We start from the raw sequence: 1,306 nt of genomic DNA on the forward strand, positions 1-1,306 counted from the left end.
CGACCGCTTCTACGGAATCTGTTACCAGGCGGGTCTGCCGCCGATCCGGCTTCACGATCTTCGCCATGGCGCGGCGACCGCGATGCTCGCGGCCGAGGTGGACATTAAGATCGTGCAGGAGACGCTCGGGCACAAGACGTCGGCGTTCACCCGCGACACCTACACCAGCGTCTATCCCGAGGCCGCCGCTGCGGCGGCTGAAGCGACCGCTGCGCTACTCACGGGACCATCGGTGCCCATGCAGCGACCGGTGCCGCCTGAGCAGCCGCGTGCCACTCGCTCCGATACCGGCGAAGGGACGGAAAGTGCAGGTGGATCGGTGATTCGTCTGCCCGCGACATAAGGGTGCGGGCAGGTCCGAGAGGTTGACCGCAGGCCGCATCCGCGGCCAACCTCTCGTTTCCGCGCCGTGCCGCGCGCCTCGCCCCGGCCCGGTGGCGGCCAAGCCGGGGAACGGCTGCAGATCACTTGGGGTGGGCGGTCCCTCTGAGAGATGTCATCGTGGACGCGGATTCGTTGCACATCGCGGCCAAGTACAGCAGCTCGATGTCGGACTCGCTGGGTTGAGCGTCCAAGTAGCACCACACAACGCGGTGGCGACTGTGCGGCAGGAGGAGATGGCTGCCCCATCGTCCGCGTGAGAGGGCGGCCACGATGGCCAGCCCGCGGCCTTGCTCGGCGTTCCGATCCAGGCGAGGTATTGCAGGGGGACGTGGTGCGGGGCGGACAGCGCCGTCCCTGGATCGGTGACAGTGAGCCGGAAGAGGTCACTCGCGCGCGCGAGATGGATCAGTAGCCAGTGCCGGCCGTGTCCGTGGTCGGCGTGTACGACGGCGTTGGTGACGAGCTCGGAGGCGGCCAGGATCAGCGTGTCCCGGGCGGGATGAGAACGGCCTACCCAGCCGGTCACCGCCTCACGGGCCAGTCGCGGCGCCTGATCGTCACGCGTCAGCTCGATCGTTCCTATATGTTCCATGTCGGTCCGCGGAACTTCCTGTATCACCGCATTTTCCTCATTACTCCTAGGCATACGGCTGCACGTTCAGTGGCGAGAAAGCGTGTAGCCGCCTGCGGTATTTGGCGGCGCCTGTCGTCGGCATGGTGCGACAATCCCAGACCCCGGGTGCAAATGGCGGACAGTCCGAAGCACTTCGGAGGCACGTATGCCGTGCGCTACTACACGGAAGTCGTGTATTTTCCGTGCACTGGCGGGAGGGGAGTCGATGACCTGGCAAGACACAAGCACGGATCCGTCGTTGAAGACGCCACGGACAGAATTCGGCGTCTCCTTGGGCGAATACCGAAT

At 65.6% G+C, this 1,306-nt stretch carries 2 protein-coding genes; one reads left to right on the plus strand and one right to left on the minus strand.

The window, feature by feature from the left end:
* On the plus strand, window positions 1–343 hold a 343-nt coding region (locus AB0K18_RS50275), incomplete at its 5' end, for a tyrosine-type recombinase/integrase (RefSeq protein ID WP_364930291.1).
* Window positions 344–496: 153 nt separating this feature from the next.
* Here AB0K18_RS50275 and AB0K18_RS50280 read toward each other — a convergent pair.
* Window positions 497–1,030 carry an ATP-binding protein gene (locus tag AB0K18_RS50280; protein WP_364930293.1) on the minus strand — a complete coding sequence of 178 codons (534 nt, stop codon included), beginning with the start codon at window positions 1,028–1,030 and terminating at the stop codon, window positions 497–499.
* Window positions 1,031–1,306 lie beyond the last annotated feature (276 nt).

This window comes from Nonomuraea sp. NPDC049421 (genome assembly GCF_040677005.1).
Classification (GTDB): Bacteria; Actinomycetota; Actinomycetes; order Streptosporangiales; family Streptosporangiaceae; genus Nonomuraea; species Nonomuraea salmonea.

Excerpts from the sequence above, each read along its gene's own strand:
- AB0K18_RS50280 (WP_364930293.1), bottom strand. The coding sequence starts at position 1,030 with ATGCCTAGGAGTAATGAGGAAAATGCGGTGATACAGGAAGTTCCGCGG.